A 19,085-nucleotide genomic window follows, 5' to 3' on the forward strand; every position below is an offset into this window, starting at 1 on the left:
GTTAGGCGTTCACCGTGAGTTTCTCCGTTTCGACGCCGTCGACGTTCACGTCGAAGTCGGCGTCGGCCGACACCGCGTATTCGAGGACCGCTTCGTCGCCGCCGGAGACCGAGGGGTTCCACTTCACGAACCACTCGCCGTCGAGGTCGACGACGGTGGCGTCGTCGGGGACGTCGGTCGGTTCGGCGGAGACGATGTCCGTCACGTCGAGCTCTTCGGTCCGGTCCGAGTGGTTCTCGACGACCAGCCGCACCGTCTCGCCGTCGCGTTCGCGTTCGACGGAGACGTTGTTCATGATGCGCGCCATCGCGGCGTCGATGTCGGGGCGGTCCCGGCCGCACACCTCCGACACCTTGTCGGCCATCTCCGGGAGGATGCGGCCGAGGACGTCCTGTTTCTCCCGGCGCTTCTGCATCGACCGGCGCTTGTTCAGGTACGACTTCAGGTCGCGGGCGGCCTCCCGAATCGCCAGTTCGATTTCGTCTTCGATGGCGGGGATGTTCGCGAGCGCGTCCTTCGACTCGGAGGTGAACGGGACGTTCGTGGAGGCGACGTGAATCATGATGACCGCCGGCCCGGTCGGCATCCCGGAGCCGCCGGGCTGGTCGAGCCCGTAGTTCCGCCAGCCGATGGACTTCACGACGTCGGTGGTGGCGCAGGCGCCGCGCTGGTAGACCAGCGGGACGCGGTTCGCGAACCGGAGCAGTTCGACCTGCCCCTCGGCGTCGATGTCGCCGCCGTAGGCGATGCCGGCCTCGACGATGAACGGGTCGCCGCCGTGCACCTCGGCGTCCCGGGTCGCCGCCGCGTAGAAGTCCGCGTCGAACTCCTTTTTCAGCCCGGCCTCGACCAGTTCGTCGGTGATGGGGGCGAGACAGTCGGTCGGCGGCGCGAGGATGTCGGTTTCGCGCATCGCCTCGAGCAGCGCGGAGGCGGTGTCGCGGTCGCCGGCGACCTCCCGGACCTTCGGGACCTCGCGGTCGACCGTCACCATCCGGCTCCACAGCGCGTCGACGACGTTCTCGCGGGCGGTGTCGCCGAACGTGACGTCGTCGAACTCCTCGGTGTCGTCGGCCGCCTCGTCGACGTAGCCGCGGAGCGTCCGCAGCGTCGCGTGGTGGTGGTCGTCGCCGTTCGCGAACCGCCGGGCGAGCCGCTCGGCGACGCCGTGGACGGCCGCGTCGTCCTTCCGCGTCGACGTCGCGTCGTCGACGAGTTCGTACAGCGCCGGCGTGAGCCGGTCGACGCCGTCACCGTCGTCGGCTTCGCCGTCGGGGTCGTAAGCGGTGAGTTCGGCCCACGCCGCCTCGACGGCGTTCTCGCGGACGGTGTCGCCGAACGTGACGCCGTGTCGCTCCTCGGCGGCGTCGGCGACGTTGTCGACGATGGAGACCAGTTCGCCGTGCGCGGTGCGCTCGCGGGCGCCGAGCGTGTCGGCGAGTTCGTCCGCGAAGAACGCCGTCGCCTCCGCGCCCTTGTTCGAGACCGCCTCCGAGACGGCGTCGCGGACGGCGTCCTCGTCGGCGGGCCAGCCGAGCGCCCGGCCGAAGTGCCGGTCGCGGAAACTGTCACACACCTTGTCGGCGGTCTTCTTGCCGACGCGCGTGAACTCCTCTTGGAGGAACCCGGACACCGAGTACGACTCGGTCGCGTCGAGCATCTTGATGAGCGTCCCGAGTTCGACGCCGTGGGGGTGCGGCCGGATCTCCTCGGTCTCGTCGGGGAGCTGGTCGGTGCCGCGCTCGAACTTCATCGGTTCGTCCAGCCCCGGTTCGCGGAGTTCGAGCCGGGCGTGCGGGTTCACGACGGCGGTGTGTTTGACGTAGTCGTGCAGCTGGCTGCGCGCCCGCATGTTCCCTTCCATCTCCATCTCGATGCGGGTGCCGTGCGGCCGGTCCCACGACGTCGTCTCGTCGACGCTGATTTCGGGTTCGTTCGTGTCCGTGTCGATGATGAGTTCGTAGTACTGTGCGTCGGATTCGCCCTTCGGCCGGCTCGTCACCTTCGCGGGCTTCCCGGAGGTGAGCTGAGAGTAGAGGACGGCGGCGGAGATACCGATTCCCTGCTGACCGCGGCTCTGCTCGCGGGCGTGAAACCGCGAGCCGTACAGCAGCTTCCCGAACACCTTCGGGAGCGACTCCTTGGTGATGCCGGGGCCGTTGTCCTCGACGACGAGCCGGTAGTAGTCGCCGACCTCCTGAATCTCGACGTAGATGTCGGGGCGAATCCCGGCTTCCTCGCAGGCGTCGAGGGCGTTGTCGACCGCCTCCTTGACGGCGGTGACCAGCCCGCGGGCGCCCGAGTCGAAGCCGAGCATGTGCTTGTTCTTCTCGAAGAACTCGGCGATGGAGATCTCGCGCTGGCTCTCGGCCAGCTCGTCGGCGATCCCGGGCTCGTCGCCGATTGTCGACTGGAACGACGTCATTCTGGTGGGTATGCGTATCCGGCCGGGGCATAAAACGGTGTCCACGGCGAGGTGAAAGTGAAAACCGCCGGGAAGCGGCCCGATTTGACCGCCGCAGACGGCGAATTCGTCCCGGAGAATCGTCCGGCGCGTTCGGTCCGCGGCGGTCGCGGCTCCGCGGCCGCGGTCGTGTCGGTCTGCTTACTCGCTTCGCGCGCGCGTGGGAGGACTTATACGTGGGGCCGCGCTAATCCGAGTAAGGTTCCTATGTCAGACTCAGGGGAGAGTGAGTACGGCGCCGGGCAGATTCAGGTCCTCGAAGGCCTGCAAGCCGTCCGCAAACGTCCGGCCATGTACATCGGTTCTACGGATTCTCGCGGCCTCCATCATCTGGTCTACGAGGTCGTCGACAACTCCATCGACGAAGCGCTCGCCGGCTACTGTGACGACATCGACGTCACGATCCACGACGACGACTCCGTCAGCGTCTCCGACGACGGACGCGGCATCCCGGTCGACACCCACGAGAAGTACGACCGGCCCGCGCTCGAAGTCATCATGACGGTGCTGCACGCCGGCGGCAAGTTCGACAACAAGTCGTACCAGGTGTCCGGCGGCCTCCACGGCGTCGGCGTCTCCGTCGTGAACGCGCTCAGCGCCGAACTGACAGTCGAAGTGAAACGCGACGGCGCCGTGTGGCGACACCGCTTCGAGCAGGGCGAACCGCAGCCCGACGGCTTCGAACGGGTCCGCGACATGGAGCCGGACGAGGAGACCGGGACGTCGATGCGGTTCTGGCCCGACGACGAGATCTTCGAGACGACGGAGTTCTCGTTCGACACGCTCGCGACGCGGCTCCGCGAACTCGCGTTCCTCAACAGCGGCGTCAACATCTCGCTGCGCGACGAACGCGACGGCACCGAGGAGACGTACCACTACGAGGGCGGCATCCGCGAGTTCGTCGAGTACCTCAACGAGACGCGGACGCCGCTGCACCGCGAAGTCGTCTACTTCGACGCCGCAGAGGAGGTCGACGACGGCACCGTCACCGTCGAGGTGGCGATGCAGGCGACCGACGAACTGCAGGGGTCGGTGCACGCGTTCGCCAACAACATCAACACCCGCGAGGGCGGCACGCACCTCACCGGGTTCAAGACGGCGCTCACCCGCGTCGTCAACGACTACGCGAACGAACACGGCCTCATCGGCGACATCGACGGCAACCTCAAGGGCGAGGACGTCCGCGAGGGGCTCACCGCCGTCATCTCCGTGAAACACCCCGACCCGCAGTTCGAGGGGCAGACGAAGACGAAACTCGGCAACAGCGAGGTCCGCGGCGTCGTCGAGTCCGCGGTCCACGAACACCTCGGGACGTACTTCGAAGAGCACCCGGACGTCGCGGAAGCCATCGTCGACAAGGCGGCGGAGGCGGCGCGCGCGCGGAAGGCCGCGAAGAAAGCCGAAGAGCTGACGCGGCGGAAGTCCGCGCTCGAATCCACGGCGCTGCCCGGGAAGCTCGCGGACTGTCAGTCCCGCGACCCCGAGGAGTCCGAGCTGTTCATCGTGGAGGGCGACTCCGCCGGCGGCTCCACGAAGCAGGCGCGGAACCCGGAGAACCAGGCGGTGCTCCCCATCCGCGGGAAGGTGCTGAACGTCGAGAAGCACCGGCTCGACCGGGTGCTGGAGAACGACCAGATTCGGAACATCGTCACCGCCATCGGCACCGGCATCGGCGACGAGTTCGACATCGAGGACGCCCGCTACCACAAGATCATCATGGCGACCGACGCCGACGTCGACGGCGCGCACATCCGGACGCTGCTGTTGACGTTCTTCTACCGGCACATGCGGCCGCTGCTCGAAGCCGGCTACATCTACGCGACGAAGCCGCCGCTGTACCGCATCCGGTACCGCGGCGACACGTACGACGCGATGACCGAAGCGGAGCGCGAACGCATCATCGAGGAGAAGTGCGACGGCAACCCGACGCGCGTCCAGCGGTTCAAGGGGCTCGGCGAGATGAACCCGGAGCAGCTCTGGGAGACCACGATGAACCCGGAGAACCGCATCCTGAAACAGATCGACATCGAGGACGCCGCGGCGGCCGACCGCATGTTCAACGTCCTGATGGGCGACTCGGTGGAGCCGCGGAAACAGTTCATCAAGGACCACGCTCCGGAGGCGGAGTGGGTGGACATCTGAGGTGATTCGATGAGTTCAGACGCACCTGACGCGAACGACGACGTCGCGGCGGCGCGAGTAGAGCACGTCCGCATCGAAGACGAGATGGAGCAGTCGTACATCGACTACGCGATGTCCGTCATCGCGGGCCGAGCGCTCCCGGACGTCCGTGACGGCCTGAAGCCGGTGCATCGCCGCATCCTGTACGCGATGCACCAGATGGGCGTCACGTCGAACACGAGCCACCGGAAGTCCTCCTCCATCGTCGGGGAGACGATGGGTGATTACCACCCGCACGGCGACTCCGCCATCTACGACACGCTCGTCGGGATGGCCCAGGAGTTCTCGATGCGGTACCCGCTCGTCGACGGCCAGGGGAACTTCGGGTCGATGGACGGCGACCCGGCGGCGGCGATGCGGTACACGGAGGCGCGGATGTCGCGCATCTCCGAGGAGCTGCTCGCGGACATCGACCGCGACACCGTCGACTTCTCCGCGAACTACGACGACCGGCTCGAAGAGCCGGACGTGCTGCCGGCGGCGTACCCGAACCTGCTGGTGAACGGCTCGACCGGCATCGCGGTCGGCATGTCGACGAAGGTGCCGCCGCACAACCTCGGTGAGGTCGTCGACGCCACCATCGAACTCATCGACGACCCCGAGGCCTCCGTCTCGGACCTGATGAAACACGTCAAGGGGCCGGACTTCCCGACCGGCGCCAACATCGTCGGCCGCAACGCGGTCCGGCAGGCGTACTCGACGGGCCGCGGCCGCATCCGCGTCCGCGCCGAGTTCGACGTCGAGGAGTTCGGGAACGACCGCGAACGCATCGTCATCACGGAGCTGCCGTACCAGGAGAACAAGGCGCGCATCGTCGAACGCATCGCAGAAGACGTCAACGAGGGCGTCATCGAGGGCGTCTCCGACCTGCGCGACGAGTCCGACCGCGACGGCGTCCGCGTCGTCGTCGAACTGAAGCGCGGCGCGAACGTCGAGGTCGTGAAGAACCAGCTGCTCGAACACCACCTCGAATCCACGTTCGGCGTCATCAACCTCGCGCTCGTGGACGGCCAGCCGAAGGTGCTGACGCTGAAAGAGACGCTGGAGCACTACATCGACCACCGGAAGGAGGTCGTGACGCGGCGCTCCGAGCACGAACTCGACGAGATGGAGGACCGCGCGCACATCCTCGAAGGCAGGCTGAAGGCGCTCGAAAACGTCGAGGACGTCGTCGAGACCATCCGGAACAGCGAGGACCGCGACGAGGCGCGCGCCGCGCTCCGCGACCGGTTCGAGTTCAGCGAGGCGCAGTCCGAACACATCGTCCGGATGCAGCTCGGGTCGCTGACGTCGATGGAGGCCGCCGAAATCGAGTCGGAGTACGAGGAGGTGCAGGCGCGCATCGAGCGGCTCGAAGAGATTCTCGGCTCCGAGTCCGAACTGCTCGAGGTCATCAAGTCGGAGCTCCGCGAAATCAAGTCGGAGTACGACGACGACCGCCGCACCGGGTTCGTCGAGGACACCGGGACGGTCACCCACGAAGACCTCATCCCGGAGGAGGAGACGGTCGTCGTCGTCTCCGAGGACGACTACATCAAGCGGATGCCGGCCGCCGAGTTCACCGCGCAGAACCGCGGCGGGAAAGGCATCATCGGCGCCGACCTGAAGGAGGGCGACCGGGTGTCGTCGGTGTTCCTCGCGTCGACGCACGACTACCTGCTCTGTTTCACCACCCACGGCCAGGTGTACCAGCTGAAGACGTACCAGGTGCCGGAGATGGGCCGGACCGCCCGCGGGAAGTCCGCCGTGAACGTCCTCGACCTCGACGAGGGCGAGGAGATCACGTCGGTCGTGAACTGCGACGACCTCGACGAGGACGACTACCTGACGATGGTGACCCGCGGCGGCTACGTGAAACGCACCACCGGCGACAACTTCGACAACATCCTCTCGACCGGCATCCGCGCCATCAAACTGGAGGACGGCGACGCGCTCGCCGACGTCGAAGTCACGGACGGCAGCCACGACCTCGTCATCGGGACCCGTGGCGGCATGGCGATTCGGTTCGACGAGTCCGAGGTTCGGCCGATGGGGCGGTCTGCGCGCGGCGTCCGCGGCATCGACCTGGAGGGCGACGACCGGGTCGCCGGCGTCGCCGCGGTCGACCCGGACGCGCACGACTGGGTGCTGACCGTCACGAAGAACGGCTACGGGAAACGCACCGAACTCGCCGAGTACCGGACGCAGAGCCGGAACGGGAAGGGGCTCATCGACATCAAGACGAACGACCGGAACGGCCCGGCGTGCGCCATCGAGGCGGTGTCGAGCGGCGACCACCTGTTCGTGATGAGCGAGGCCGGCCAGATTATGCGGACCCGCGTCGAGGACCTCTCGACGGTCGGCCGTAACACGATGGGCGTCACCGTGATGGACGTCGAGGCTGGCGACAAGGTCGCCGCCGTCGACGTGCTTCCGTCCGACCGTGTCGCCGCCGACAACCAGCAGTCCGGCGACGACGAGTAACCCCGACGCCGCAGAACCCTCCGTCTTCTCCACACCGCCACGTCACTGCGGCGCGCCGCCTACCGAACCGGCGTCGTCGCGTCCGCGTTCGCGGCTGCGTCCGCGTCTGCGTCGCCGACGCGGCTACAGGATTCGTTTTCCGAACGCGGACGCCGCGAGTTCGGTGGCGAGCTCCGCGGTTTCGTTGTGCTGGTCGAGCACCGGGTTCACTTCGACCAGCTCCATCGACCGGAGGACGTCGGCGTCCGCGACGCGCTCCATCGCGTAGTGGGCTTCGCGGTAGGTGACGCCGCCGCGGACCGCGGTGCCGACGCCCGGCGCGATGCTCGGGTCGAGCCAGTCGAGGTCGAGGCTGACGTGAACGCCGTCGACGCCGTCGGCGGCGACGGAGAGCGCCGCTTCGACGACATCGGTGATGCCGCTCTCGTCGATGTCGCTCATCGTGTACGCCGTCATCTCGGAGTCGCGGATGGCGTCGCGCTCGGCCGAATCGAGCGACCGGAGGCCGACGTAGACGACGTTCTCCTCGCGGAGGCCGTCGGCGTTCGCCCAGTCGACGCCGGCCCACTCCGCGTAGCCGAGCGCCGCGGCGAGCGGCATCCCGTGGACGTTCCCCGACGGCGACGTCGTCGGCGTGTTGTAGTCGCCGTGCGCGTCGAACCAGACGGCGCCGACGTCGGCGTCGCGGGCCGACCCGCGGAGCGACCCGATGGCGATGCTGTGGTCGCCGCCGAGGACGAGCGGCCGGTCGCCCGCGGCGATGGCGTCGGCGACCTCGTCGGCGAGCCGGTCCGTCACCGCCTCGATTTCGCGGAGGAACTTCGCGTTCCCCTCGGCGGGCATCCGGTAGTCCGGGTCGCGCTCCTCGGCGCGCGGCACCGGCAGGTCGCCGGCGTCCACGCAGTCGATGCCGGCGTCTTCGAGCGCCGACGAGAGCCCGCCGTACCGGATTGCCGACGGCCCCATGTCGACGCCGCGGCGGTCCTGGCCGTAGTCCGTCGGCGCGCCGATGACGCGGACCCGTCCGCCGCCTCCGTCGTGTCCGTCGTCTCCATCGCGTCCGTCGTCTCCGTCGTGTCGGCCACCTTCGTCGCGTCCGCCGTCGGTCGTTGCTGCGGCGTCGCTGCTGTCGGTCATGGCCGAGGGTTGGCCCGCGAACGATTTGAAACCGCGGGGGTTACGACGCGGGGACGACCCGGGTTCCGGCGTCGCCGTCGAGCGCGTCACGGAGCCGTTCGGGGGACGTGATGAGGGCGGTGCCGCCGGTGTCGGCGACGAACGCCGCCGCCGCCTCGACTTTCGGCCGCATCGTTCCGGCGCCGAACTCGCCGGCCGCCAGCAGGTCCCGAAGCGTCGCCGGCGTCGCCTCCCGAATCGGCTCTTCGTCGGCGGTGCCGAAGCCGCGGTAGGCGGCGTCGACGTCGGTGAGAAACAGCAGCGAGTCGGCGCCGACGGTCTCCGCGAGCAGCCGCGTCGTCCGGTCCTTGTCGACGACCGCGGCGACGCCCTCGTACTCGCCGGGCCGGCCGTCCCGCCTGACGACCGGGACGCCGCCACCGCCGCCGCAGATGACCGGGCCGTCGGCGGCCTCCGCGAGCCGCCTGATTCGGTCCGCTTCGAGCACCTCCACGGGGTCCGGTGACGGGACGACGCGCCGGTACGCCCGCCCGTTCGCGCCGTGGACCTCGGTGACCGGGAACGACGCCGCCGACGGGTCGAGGTCGGTGTACTCGGGGCCGACGGGCTTGCTCGGGTCGTCGAACCCGGGGTCGTCCGGGTCGACGCGCGTCCGCGTGAGCACCACCACCGGCCGCCCGCCGAAGGCGTCGCCCAGCCCGAGCTGGAGGTGGTAGCCGATGCGCGCCTGCGTCTCCGCCACAAGCACGTCCAGCGGCTCCGGCTCGCCGGACGCCTTCGTCTCCGTCAGCAGGCGCGCGCCGACCTGCGGGCCGTTCCCGTGCGTGAACAGCAGGTCGTGCCCGTCGTCGTGAAGCGGCCGGAGCTCCGTCCGCGTCTCCCGAATCCGGCGGCGCTCCTCCTCGACGGTTCCCTCGCCGCCGCGGAGAATCGCGTTGCCGCCGAGCGCGACCGCGGTCCGCGTCATACCGGGCCGTGTCGCCCCCGGTCAATGGTGGTTGTGGCCGGCCCCGCCGACCGGGGGTTCGACGCGACGCGGCTACTTGTACGGTTCGCAGACGCGGCGGATGCCCTCCTCGAAGCTGATTTCGGGCTCCCAGCCGGTCGCGTCGTTGATCTTCGAGTAGTCGGCGCAGGTGTGGTAGACGAACTTCTCCTCGGGAATCGGGTTCTCGACGTACTCCGGTTCGAGGTCCGTGCCGAGTTCGTCGTTCAGCATCTCCACGACGTCGTCGGCGCTGTACGCGTCGCCGGTGCCGAGGTTGTAGACGCCGGTGAGTTCGTGGTCGGCGGCCAGCTCGATGCCGCGGACGATGTCGTCGACGTGCGTGAAGTCGCGGGTGTGGCCGCCGTCGCCGTACACTTTCGGTCGCTCGCCGTTCGCCATCCAGTCGGCGAACTGCGCGATGATGTTCGCGAACTCGCCCTTGTGGCCCTCGGCGCCGCGGGCGCCCTGGTACACCGAGAAGAACCGCATCCCGGCCATGTTCATGTCGCGGCCGTTCGCGTAGTACTCGGCGTACCGCTCGCGGGCGAGTTTCGACGCCTCGTAGCCGGTGTGCGCCTCGACGTCCATCGACTCCGGCGACGGCTCGGTCCGGCTGCCGTAAATCGAGGAGGTCGTCGCGTAGACGACGGTGTCACAGCCGTTCGCCGCGACCTGTTCGACGGCGTTGACGAATCCTTCGACGTTGACGCGCGCGCCGCGCTGTGGGTCCTCCTCGTGCATGTTGAGCGAGGAGAGCGCCGCGAGGTGGAACAGCACGTCGACGTCCGCCGGCAGGTCGTCGTCGAGGACGGACGCCTCGACGAACTCCACGTCGTCGTCGAGGTTCTCCGGCGTGCCGAGGTAGAGGTCGTCGACGGCGACGACGTCGTTGTCGGCGGCGAGGTGGTTCGCGAGGTTCGAGCCGATGAAGCCGGCGCCCCCGGTGACGAGGACACGCTTCCCTTCCATGTCCCACCGACGCCGCCCCGTCGCCTAAGCCGTGTCGGTCGGCGCCGACACCGGGAACCGCGTCGTTCCGCCTCATCGCCCCGCGAATCCACGCTGTCCGTCGAACTGCGGGACCGCGTTCCGTGGATTTATGCACGTTCACCGGGTATCCTTCGTCATATGTCGTCCATCGAGCTCACCGACAGTCAACGCAAAATCCTGAACGAACTGGTAAACCTCTACCGCGAATCCGAGGACGCCGTCAAGGGCGAGACCATCGCGGAGGCGGTCGGCCGGAACCCCGGCACCATCCGCAACCAGATGCAGAGCCTGAAGGCGCTCCAACTGGTCGAGGGCGTCCCCGGCCCGAAAGGCGGCTACAAGCCGACGTCGAACGCGTTCGAGGCGCTCGACCTCCAGAGCCTCGACGAGCCGGCGGCGACGCCGCTCTCACACGAGGGCGAGCGGCTGGAGAACGTGAACGTCCAGGAGATCGACCTGACGTCGGTCCACCACCCCGAGCTGTGCCGCGCCGAGATTCAGCTGCAGGGCTCCGTCCGCGACTTCCACGAGGGCGACTCCGTCACCGTCGGCCCAACGCCGCTGTCGAAGCTGCTCATCCGCGGCACCGTCGACGGCAAGGACGCGTCCAGTTCCGTGCTCATCCTGAAACTGGAGAGCATGGAGGCGCCGGCCGAGGAGCCCGAGCACTGACCGCGGACCCGCCGACGACGAGGCGAGTCCGGCCGAGCCGAGCCGCGACGCGCTCGCTGGACGACGACTGTCGGTGCGTTCTCTCCGTCTCTCGCTCTCTCATTTTTCCAGAGGCGCCTGCCGCGGACGCCGCTCGGTGCCGCAGCCGTTCGCGGCCGACCGTCACCGCTACGCCGCCGCTGTTCGGGCAGCCGCAGACTCAGTCGCCGCTGCTCCGGCGGGTCCGCGCACGAACTCGGTCGGCTGCCGACGCCGACGATGGCCGAGCGGGAGCCGGCGGCGGCGCTCTCGGTTCGGCGTGACGCGACGAAAATACCGGAGTCGGTCAGTTCGGAGTCGACGTGGCGGCGGTCAGCCGCCGTCGCTCACATGTCGCTCCAGGCGTTCAGGCCACGGCCGATGGTCGTGATGTCGGCGATCCACCGCGTCGCGACCGCCTTCTTCAGGAACTTCGCGCCGGTGCCGCCGAACGTGTTCATCGGCACGCCCTGGACGTTGTGGGCGACGGCCTCCTCGCCGACCGAGATGAGCGTCCCCTTGTCGGTGTGGCTCCACGACTGCAGCGGCGCGCCGCGGACCGCTCGGGCGAGGTTCTCCCCGGCGACGTCCGCGGCCTGCCAGGCGGCCTGCGCGGTCGGCGGCGCGACGTCGTCGTCGCCCTGGTCGACGAGCGCGGTGTCGCCGATGGCGAACACGCGGTCGTCGCTGGTCTCGAACGTCGACTCCGCGGTGATGCGATTCGACCGGTCGTCCTTGTCGAGGTCGACGTCCGCGAGCTCCTCCTGGCCGGTGATGCCGCCGGTCCACAGCAGCACGTCGTACGGGAGCTCTTCGGCCTCCTCGTCCTCGCCGCCGCCGAGGTAGACGGCGTCCTCGTCGGCCTCCGAGATGAAGTCGCCGGTGAGGATGTCGACGTCTTTCGCTTCGAGCCGCTTCCGGATGGCGCCCTGCACCTCGGGGTCGTTCCCGGGGAAGACGTTGTCGAGCCCTTCGACCAGCTTGATGTCGATGGGGGCTTTGGTGTCGTCGCGGTACTCCGCGATTTCGCCGGCCGCCTGGATGCCGGAGAGGCCGGCGCCGCCGACGACGACCTGCGCCGGGTCGGTCGTCGTCGCCTCCTCGCCCGCCTCCTTCACCTGCTGGTGGATTTCGCGGGCGTCGTCGAGGCCCTTCAGGGTGAGCGAGTGCTCTTTCAGCCCGTCGATGCCGAAGAACGCCGTGGCGGAGCCGACGGCGACGAGCAGGTAGTCGTAGTCGATTTCGTCGCCGTCCTCGGTGACGACGGTGCGGTCGTCGACGTCGACGTCCGTGACGCGCCCCTTCACGAACGACGTCTCGTCGGACTTGATCTCCTCGACCGGAATCGCGATCTTCGATTCGACGGACGGCTTCCGGATGACGCGGTGCGCCTCGTGGAGAACCAGGTGGTAGTCGTTCTCGGACACCCAGGTGAGTTCGGCTTCGCCGGGTTCGATGGCGTCCTCGAACGACTTCACTGCGCCAGCCCCGGCGTAGCCGGAGCCGATGACGACGACGTTCGTGCTCATGCGGTCTGGTTCCGACCCATCCGATAAATGCGTGTTGAAACCGACAGAGCCGCGCCCGGGGTTTCCGCGGCCGCGACGCTACAGGCTGAGGCCGGCGTGCCAGTGGTCGACGCCCGCCTCGGCTTTCACGCGGTCCATCCGGGCGAGCAGCGCGGCGGCGAGGCTCGCGGTTTCGGCGGCGCGCGACTCGCCTTCGGTGCGGAACTCGCCGGTGATGCGGTTCGCGTAGACGGTGCAGACGGCGCCGGCGCGCAGCCCGTAGACGTTCGCGACCGTCATGATGGCGGACGCCTCCATCTCGATGTTCTTCACGTCGACGTCGCGGAGCGCCTCCACCAGCTCCTCGGAGCCGGCGGCGCGGAAGCCGTCGAGCCCCGGCCGGCCCTGGCCGGCGTAAAACGAGTCCGCGGACATGGTGACGCCGACGTGGTAGTCGTAGCCGAGCCGCTCGGCGGCGGCGACGAGCGCCGACACGACCTCCTGGTCTGCGACCGCCGGGTAGTCCTCGCGGACGTACTCCTTGCTGGTGCCCTCCTGCCGGACGCCGCCCGAGGAGATGACGAGGTCGCCGACCTCCATCCCTTCCTGAAGCGCGCCGCAGGAGCCGACCCGGATGAACGTCTCGACGCCGGCGCGCGCCAGCTCCTCGACGGCGATGGCGGCCGACGGCGACCCGATGCCGGTCGACGTCACCGACAGCGGCTCGTCGTCGTACGTCCCGGTCGCCGTGCGGTACTCGCGGTGCTGTGCGACCTCCTCGGAGTCGTCCCACAGCGCCGTCACCTTGTCGACGCGCTCGGGGTTCCCGGGGAGCAGCACCGTCTCGGCGACGTCGTCCGGGCCGACGGCGACGTGGTACTGCTTCTCATCGTTCGGGTCCTCGCTTGCGTCAGTCATGCCACGGGGTTCGCCGACCGGCCTTGTAGTTCCATCCGTTCGGCGCCGCTGAACTCCGCGGAAGCGAACGCGGGTGAGCGGCGCCCGGTCGATGCGCGACGCTACTCCGCAGGTCCTTCCGACGCTCCGAAGCGCCTGTAGAGCCCGACGAACACGCTCGCGAGCAGGAGGCCGCCGCCGGACGTGACGAGCCAGTTCGAGACGTCCAGCCACCAGAGCCGGAGCGATTCCGGGGTTAGCGCCCCGAGAATCGTTACAGTAGCCCGACCCAGAACAGTTCGTTGCGCCGGTACAGGCCGCCGAGCCGTTCCCGCATAGCGGCCGTCGCCTCCGTTCGGCAATGACTCTTCGCATCCCGAGAGGCTCACGCTCCGGGCCGCCCGGTCGCCCGGTCACCCGGTCGCTGGGCCGGCGGTTACTCGTCGAGGTCCGCGGGCGGTTCGGTGACGTCGGCGGCCGGTTCGCCGACGGCGGCGCCGTCCTGTTTCCGTTCGGCCTCCTCCAGCGTTTCGAAGCTGATGGTGTTCGGGATGAGGTCGCCGAGGGCGTACCGGGCGAGCGAGTCGCCCTCGTCGCAGACGACCGGGGTGTCCTCCTCGCAGAACTCCGCGAGCGTCTGCCGGCACATCCCGCAGGGCGTGACGCCGTCGCGGGCGGCGGACGTGACCGCGATGCGGGCGAACGAGTCGTGGCCGTCCTTGACGGCTTCGCCGATGGCGACCTCCTCGGCGTGCAGCGAGTTCGAGTAGTTCGCGTTCTCGATGTTGCAGCCGACGTAGACGGTTCCGTCGGCGGTTTCGACGGCGGCGCCGACCGCGTACTCGGAGTACGGGACGTAGGCGTTCTCGGCGGCGTCGCGCGCTGCGGCGACCAGCGGGTCGTCGCTCGGTGAATCGCTCATACAGACGGGTTCGCGTCCCCCCGGGATAAATCCCGAAAGTCCCGACAGAGCCTTACCGCCGCGCCCGGAAGGTCGGCTGTGACTGACTTCGACGACCGGCGCGGCGCCGACGCGGACGGCCCGGCGGAGGCGACCGTCGAGGCGGGCGACGACGGTGCGCGCTACTTCCTCGTCGCCGGCGCGGTCGGGACGCTGTTCGTCGCCGCCGCGGGCTACGTCGTCGCCGCGAACAACGCCGTCGCCGCCGTCGACGTGTTCGGCGTCGTGACGCTCCCCGGGTCGCCGGCGGCGATGGCGGCCTACGGCGCGACGCTGTCCGTCCTCGTCCTCGCCGTCCTGTTCGGACTCGTGTCGATGGCGTCCCGCGTCGACGACGACGCGGTGTGACCGACCTCTGCCCGCGACGCTGCAGCCGCGGCCGTCGCTGTCGCCGCTGTCGCCGCTGTCGCGGTCACTGCGGTCGCCCGGCCCGTCGAGCGGGCGGCTTTTATCGCGGCGGTCCCGACAGCCGATATGTCGACGACGCTCGGCCCGGACGCCGACGAGGGGGGACGGAACCGGAAACGCGGCGTGCTCGCGACGGCGCCGTTCCTCGCCATCGGCCTCGCGGACGTCGTGCTGCTGCTATACTGGGGCATCAATCCGCTGTGGGGGTTCGCGATTCTGCCGCCCATCCTGTTCTGTTCCGTGCTCGCGTACATCGTGTTCTCGACGGACTTCCTCGACGACCGGACGTGACGCGCCGCGGCTCGGCCGCCCGGCGGAGCGGAGGAGCGGGAGAGCGCAGAAGCAGGGCAGTCACCCGGTGTCGTACTTGTACGTCGTCTCGTCCGGGTCGATTCCGAAGTCCTCGGCGGTCTCTTCGATGGCGACGTCGCCGTCGCGGCCGTGCGGGCTCGCCTGCTTGAACCGCTCGCGGTGCCGGTCCGGTATCTCCAGGTCGTCGACGGCGAGCCGAACCGGCTCCACGGAGTCGTCGTCGCCGCGCTTCGCTTCGAACCGCTCCGCCAGCGGGTCGGGGAGCGACGCCGGCTCCACCCGCTCGAAGCCGAACTGCGTCAGGTAGGCGGGGTTGTCCGTGAAGCAGTACACCTCCTCGAACCCCTCGTCGCCCGCCTCTTTCACCAGCCGCTCGACGACGTGCGCGCCGACGCCCTGGCCGCGCCACCGCTCGAGGACGCCGACGCAGGTGAGTTCGCAGTAGTCGCCGTCGTCGGTCTTGTGGAGGCGGATGCGGCCGAACCCGGCGTGTTCGTTCGACTCCTCGTCGACGGCGATGACGTAGTCCCGTGAGCGGAACGAGGTCTCGTCGAACCCCATCTCCTCAATCCGGTCGAGCAGCCAGACCTCGTCTCGGTTTTTCGCGTCACGGACGTACATGGGCCTCTGTACGCACCCCCCCGAAAAGTGGTTTGCGGGGCGATACGTCGCGGTCGCGACCCGGCGGCGAACCTGGTTCGGCCCGGACCGAGTCGGACCGGGCCGGTCTGATTTGAACGGTTTCGGTTCGAGCAAGATTCAGGAAACCTACTTACCGGCGGCGGCCCCATCGGCGGAGTAGCATGCCCCCAACGGAGGCCGACACCGACGAGGTAGTCCACGTGCCCGACGAGGCGTTCGCGGAGGCGACGAACGTCCGGCGGTTCATGCGCGAGTACGGCATCGACGACTACGACGACCTCCTCGCGCGCACCTGCGGCGACGTCGACGGCGTCGACGCGTCCGGCGTCGACTGGTTCTGGGACGAACTCGTCGACTACCTCGGCGTCGACTTCGACGAGCCGTACGACGCGGTGCGCGACGACGCGGACGGCCCGCAGTTCACGGACTGGTACCCCGGCGGCGAACTCAACGTCGCCCGGAACGTCCTCGACCGGCACGCCGCCGCCGGCGCTGACTCGCGGAACCGGGTCGCGTGCATCTGGGAGGGCGAACCGGGCGACGAGCGCCACGTCACTTACCACGACCTCCACCGGCAGACGAACCGCGTCGCGAACTACCTCGAATCAGTCGGCGTCGAAACCGGCGACACGGTCGGCCTCTACATGCCGATGGTCCCGGAGGTCATCAGCATCCTCTACGGCTGTTTCAAGGTCGGCGCCATCGCCGTCCCCATCTTCTCCGGGTTCGGCACCGACGCGACGGCGACCCGCATCAGCGACTCCGAGTGCGCCGTGCTGTTCACCGCCGACGGCTTCTACCGCCGCGGCGACGAGGTGACGCTGAAACCGACCGCCGACGACGCCATCGCCGAGGCCGGCCACGTCGACGACGTCGTCGTCTACGACCGCCTCGGCGACGACCGCGACGACCCGGTGCCGTGGACGGAGGGCCGCGACGGCTGGTGGAGCCACGAAATCGAGACCCGGCCCGCCGACTACGACTCCAAGTCGCTGCCGTCCGGCCAGGAGTCGATGCTGCTGTACTCCTCCGGGACGACCGGCGAGCCGAAAGGCATCGTCCACACGCACGCCGGCGTCCTGCTGCAGTGCGCCAAGGAGATTCACTTCGGCTTCGACCGGAAGCCCGGCGACCGGTTCTTCTGGGTGTCCGACATCGGCTGGATGATGGGGCCGTGGACGCTCATCGGCAACCACGCGTTCGGCGGCACCGTCGTCATGTACGAGGGCGCCCCCGACCACCCCGGCCCGGACCGCTTCTGGGACATGATCGACCGGCACGACGTCACCCAGTTCGGCATCTCGCCGACCGCGATTCGCGCGCTCCGCAAACACGGCGACGAGCACGTCGACCGACACGACCTCTCCAGCCTCCGCATCCTCGGGTCGACCGGCGAGCCGTGGGACCCCGAGAGCTGGCTGTGGTTCTACGACCGCGTCGGCGGCGGCGACACGCCCATCATCAACATCTCCGGCGGCACCGAAATCTGCGGCTGCTTCCTGATGCCGATGCCGGACCAGCCGCTGAAGCCGTGCACCCTCGGCGGTCCCGGCCTCGGCATGGACGTCGACATCGTCGACGAGGACGGCGAGTCGGTCGCCGACGACCACGAACGCGGCTACCTCGTCGCGCGCGACTCCTGCCCGAGCATGACCAAGAGCCTCTGGCAGGGCGACGACCGCTACCTCGAAGAGTACTGGTCGACGTTCACCGACCCGCCGCTGTGGAACCACGGCGACTGGGCGCAGAAGGACGAGGACGGCTTCTGGTTCCTCCACGGCCGCGCCGACGACGCGCTCAACGTCGCCGGCCGGAAGGTCGGCCCCGCCGAAATCGAGGGCGTCCTCATCGACCACGACGCCGTGAACCAGGCGGCCGCGGTCGGCGTCCCGGACGACACGACCGGCACGGCCGTCGTCGCCTACGTCGTCCTCGAACCGGACGCCGAGCCGAGCGACGACCTCCGCGAGGAGCTCCGCCGGCTCGTCGGCGAGGAGCACGGCAAGCCGTTCCGCCCCCGCGAACTCCTGTTCGTCGACGAGTTCCCGAAGACGCAGAGCGGCAAAATCGTTCGGCGCGCCATCGGCGCCGTCTACCGTGGCGACGACCCCGGCGACCTCTCCTCCATCGAGAACCCCGACTCGCTCGACGCGCTCCAGGACGCCCGGTAGCCGGCCAGCCGCACACCTTCGCCTCCGCCTCCGCCTTCGCCTCCGTCGCTATTCTCCCGGGTTCTGCGACGACGACAGCGGCACGTCCGCGACCGAGAGCGTCGCCGCCGCGGACCCGGCGGCGGACTCGGACGCGGCCTCCGAGACGACCGCCGCCGTCCACTCGCCGGCGTCGTCTCGGTCGTCGCCGAGCAGGACGACGGCGCCGCCGACGAGCAGCGGCGCGACGACGCCGGCGGCGACGGCGCGCGGGTCCGAAAGCGGCGCGCGCAGCGCGACCCCGCTGTCGGCGTCGAGCCCGAGCCGGTCGGCCGCGTCGCGAGCAGCGGAGAGAACGTCGGTGTGCGAGTAGGAGGCTGCGTCGTCGCTGCCGCGGAGCACCGGCGCGTCCGGGTCGTGGTCGGTCGGCGGGAACGCCGGGTTCTCGCTCCACACCTCCGTCTCCCAGTGGGTCGTGTCCGACCGCGACGGCTCGCCGCCGAAGACGCACAGGCGGCTGCCGCCGTGCAGGTCGAACGCGGCTTCCCGGTCTGCGTGCGCGACGACGGCGCGGGCGTCGGCGTCGGTGTCGGCGGTGAACTCGGTCTCCGCGCCGAGCAGCGCCGCGCCGAGGAACGTCAGGAGCGCCGGCGGCGTCGCGCGCGGCTCGACGGCGACGCGGTCGGTGGTGCGGACGCCGAGGTACCGAAGCACGTTCCCGGCCTTGTACGCCGTCGTACAGAGGTCGTAGTAGCTTCGCTCGCGGCCCGCCGCGACGTCCACGAGCGCCGCCCGGTCGCTCCGCCGGTCGCGCGCGACGAGTTCGGAGAGGTCCGCGAACGCCGTATCGCCGGTCATAGCTCCCCTTCGTCCGGCACCGGAATGAGTCCAGCGGGTCGCGTCGGTGAAATCCGTGTTTCAGAAACACTTTCGCCGGCGGCTCCGCTCATCCCGGTTCATGGAGACGAACGACTCCTCCGGCGTCGCAGACGCCGCCCTCCAGCGTACAGCCGCCGCGGCTCGGTGGCTGCGCGGTGCCGCGGTGACGTGGACGCTGTCGGCCGCGTACCTCGCCGTCGTCGTCGCCGTCTGCTTCCCGGTCATCGTCGGTACCGTCACGCTCGCCTTCCGGCTGTGGACGTTCCTGTCGCTCGACGGCGTCGCCGGCACGCTGTACTTCTTCGGCATCGGCTTCCTCGTGTTCGCGGAGTTCACGCTGCTGAAGCCGCTGATGGACGCCGCCGGCGACCTGATTCTCCGCCCGGAACAGACCCCGACGGCGCCGCGGCACTGA

16 protein-coding genes are annotated in these 19,085 nt (G+C 69.4%); 7 read left to right on the forward strand and 9 right to left on the reverse strand.

What is annotated here, in order from left to right; all coding sequences use genetic code 11:
* Position 1 precedes the first annotated feature (1 nt).
* The gene (locus ACQUS7_RS08015) at positions 2 to 2,425 is read right to left on the reverse strand and encodes a DNA topoisomerase VI subunit B (RefSeq protein WP_435146185.1); all 2,424 of its coding nucleotides are present in this window, start codon (positions 2,423 to 2,425) and stop codon (positions 2 to 4) included.
* Positions 2,426 to 2,671: 246 nt separating this feature from the next.
* On the opposite strand from ACQUS7_RS08015, the gene gyrB reads away from it, so the two are divergent.
* Positions 2,672 to 4,606 carry a DNA topoisomerase (ATP-hydrolyzing) subunit B gene (gyrB, locus tag ACQUS7_RS08020; protein WP_435146187.1) on the forward strand — a complete coding sequence of 645 codons (1,935 nt, stop codon included), beginning with the start codon at positions 2,672 to 2,674 and terminating at the stop codon, positions 4,604 to 4,606.
* A 9-nt stretch (positions 4,607 to 4,615) separates the two neighbouring features.
* On the forward strand, positions 4,616 to 7,108 hold the full coding sequence (gyrA, locus tag ACQUS7_RS08025; protein ID WP_435146189.1) for a DNA gyrase subunit A: 2,493 nt from the start codon (positions 4,616 to 4,618) through the stop codon (positions 7,106 to 7,108).
* A gap of 123 nt (positions 7,109 to 7,231) precedes the next feature.
* Here the strand turns inward: gyrA and rocF are convergent, their stop codons facing one another.
* From rocF to ACQUS7_RS08040, 3 genes are all read right to left on the reverse strand, one after another.
* Entirely contained in the window at positions 7,232 to 8,245 is a 1,014-nt protein-coding gene (gene rocF, locus ACQUS7_RS08030) for an arginase (RefSeq protein ID WP_435146191.1), read from the reverse strand.
* Positions 8,246 to 8,285: 40 nt separating this feature from the next.
* On the reverse strand, positions 8,286 to 9,212 hold the full coding sequence (locus tag ACQUS7_RS08035; protein WP_435146193.1) for a carbamate kinase: 927 nt from the start codon (positions 9,210 to 9,212) through the stop codon (positions 8,286 to 8,288).
* 72 nt (positions 9,213 to 9,284) lie between these two features.
* Complete coding sequence (locus ACQUS7_RS08040; protein ID WP_435146195.1) at positions 9,285 to 10,202, reverse strand: NAD-dependent epimerase/dehydratase family protein; 918 nt, start codon at positions 10,200 to 10,202, stop codon at positions 9,285 to 9,287.
* Between the two features lie 159 nt (positions 10,203 to 10,361).
* Between ACQUS7_RS08040 and ACQUS7_RS08045 the strand changes: the two genes are divergently transcribed.
* On the forward strand, positions 10,362 to 10,895 hold the full coding sequence (locus ACQUS7_RS08045; RefSeq protein ID WP_435125859.1) for an HTH domain-containing protein: 534 nt from the start codon (positions 10,362 to 10,364) through the stop codon (positions 10,893 to 10,895).
* Positions 10,896 to 11,260: 365 nt separating this feature from the next.
* Here the strand turns inward: ACQUS7_RS08045 and ACQUS7_RS08050 are convergent, their stop codons facing one another.
* The 3 genes from ACQUS7_RS08050 to cdd all read right to left on the reverse strand — a co-directional run bounded on the left by ACQUS7_RS08050 (position 11,261) and on the right by cdd (position 14,240).
* The gene (locus ACQUS7_RS08050) at positions 11,261 to 12,442 is read right to left on the reverse strand and encodes an NAD(P)/FAD-dependent oxidoreductase (RefSeq protein WP_435125860.1); all 1,182 of its coding nucleotides are present in this window, start codon (positions 12,440 to 12,442) and stop codon (positions 11,261 to 11,263) included.
* A 78-nt stretch (positions 12,443 to 12,520) separates the two neighbouring features.
* On the reverse strand, positions 12,521 to 13,339 hold the full coding sequence (locus ACQUS7_RS08055) for a nucleoside phosphorylase (protein ID WP_435146198.1): 819 nt from the start codon (positions 13,337 to 13,339) through the stop codon (positions 12,521 to 12,523).
* Positions 13,340 to 13,754: 415 nt separating this feature from the next.
* Entirely contained in the window at positions 13,755 to 14,240 is a 486-nt protein-coding gene (cdd, locus tag ACQUS7_RS08060; RefSeq protein ID WP_435146200.1) for a cytidine deaminase, read from the reverse strand.
* A 78-nt stretch (positions 14,241 to 14,318) separates the two neighbouring features.
* On the opposite strand from cdd, the gene ACQUS7_RS08065 reads away from it, so the two are divergent.
* On the forward strand, positions 14,319 to 14,627 hold the full coding sequence (locus ACQUS7_RS08065) for a DUF7520 family protein (protein WP_435146202.1): 309 nt from the start codon (positions 14,319 to 14,321) through the stop codon (positions 14,625 to 14,627).
* Between the two features lie 126 nt (positions 14,628 to 14,753).
* Entirely contained in the window at positions 14,754 to 14,978 is a 225-nt protein-coding gene (locus ACQUS7_RS08070; protein WP_435125872.1) for a hypothetical protein, read from the forward strand.
* A gap of 60 nt (positions 14,979 to 15,038) precedes the next feature.
* Here ACQUS7_RS08070 and ACQUS7_RS08075 read toward each other — a convergent pair whose 3' ends face one another.
* Positions 15,039 to 15,620 (reverse strand): GNAT family N-acetyltransferase, encoded by a 582-nt coding sequence (locus ACQUS7_RS08075; RefSeq protein WP_435146204.1) that lies wholly within the window; start codon positions 15,618 to 15,620, stop codon positions 15,039 to 15,041.
* Positions 15,621 to 15,802: 182 nt separating this feature from the next.
* On the opposite strand from ACQUS7_RS08075, the gene ACQUS7_RS08080 reads away from it, so the two are divergent.
* Positions 15,803 to 17,812: an AMP-binding protein gene (locus tag ACQUS7_RS08080; RefSeq protein WP_435146206.1), complete on the forward strand. Its 2,010-nt coding sequence runs from the start codon at positions 15,803 to 15,805 to the stop codon at positions 17,810 to 17,812.
* Between the two features lie 48 nt (positions 17,813 to 17,860).
* Here ACQUS7_RS08080 and ACQUS7_RS08085 read toward each other — a convergent pair whose 3' ends face one another.
* Positions 17,861 to 18,649 carry an acetyl-CoA synthetase gene (locus ACQUS7_RS08085; RefSeq protein WP_435146208.1) on the reverse strand — a complete coding sequence of 263 codons (789 nt, stop codon included), beginning with the start codon at positions 18,647 to 18,649 and terminating at the stop codon, positions 17,861 to 17,863.
* Between the two features lie 100 nt (positions 18,650 to 18,749).
* Between ACQUS7_RS08085 and ACQUS7_RS08090 the strand changes: the two genes are divergently transcribed.
* Positions 18,750 to 19,085 (forward strand): hypothetical protein, encoded by a 336-nt coding sequence (locus ACQUS7_RS08090; protein WP_435125883.1) that lies wholly within the window; start codon positions 18,750 to 18,752, stop codon positions 19,083 to 19,085.

Source organism: Halobaculum sp. P14 (assembly GCF_051195155.1).
In the GTDB taxonomy this organism is placed as follows: Archaea; Halobacteriota; Halobacteria; order Halobacteriales; family Haloferacaceae; genus JBNTKA01.